This window comes from Neisseria sp. P0021.S007 (assembly GCF_051956855.1).
This window is the reverse complement of record NZ_JBQCXA010001469.1, coordinates 1-476: the sequence shown is the minus strand read 5'-3', so window position 1 is coordinate 476 and position 476 is coordinate 1. Positions and strand designations below refer to the sequence as shown.

The 476-nt window shown below is 49.6% G+C and carries 1 protein-coding gene; it reads left to right on the top strand.

What is annotated here, in order from left to right; all coding sequences use genetic code 11:
- Nucleotides 1-476: sigma-70 non-essential region-containing protein (locus ACTHUR_RS19740; protein WP_440400493.1), on the top strand; the 476-nt coding region annotated here is incomplete at both ends.

Genomic DNA, 476 nt, shown 5'->3' with positions numbered 1-476 from the left:
AATTGGGCTTGGGTCATTTGGAAAATGCCAAACCAGATGACGAAGAAGGCGAAACCGTTAGCGATGATGAAGATGGCGACGATGAAGATGAAGACGATTCAGGTAGCGACTCTGAAGCCATATCCGCTGCCCATTTGGCCGAACTGAAGCAAAAAGTTTTGGAACACTTCGCCTTTATCGAGAGCGAATACGGCAAAATGATCAAGCAGTTGGAAAAACACGGTAGTCAGCACGCCAACTACCTGAAACACCGTGATGCCATTGCCAACAAACTGTTGGAAGTCCGTTTCGCTACACGTCAAATCGAAAACCTGAGCAGCAACCTGCGCAGCCGCGTTGAAAACATCCGCAAACTCGAACGCGAAATCCGCGACATCTGTATCGACCGCGTCCGCATGGAGCGCGACTACTTCATCAAAAACTTCCTGCCAGCCAGTACCGATTGGGAATGGGTAGAAGAAGAAGTAGCCAAAGGC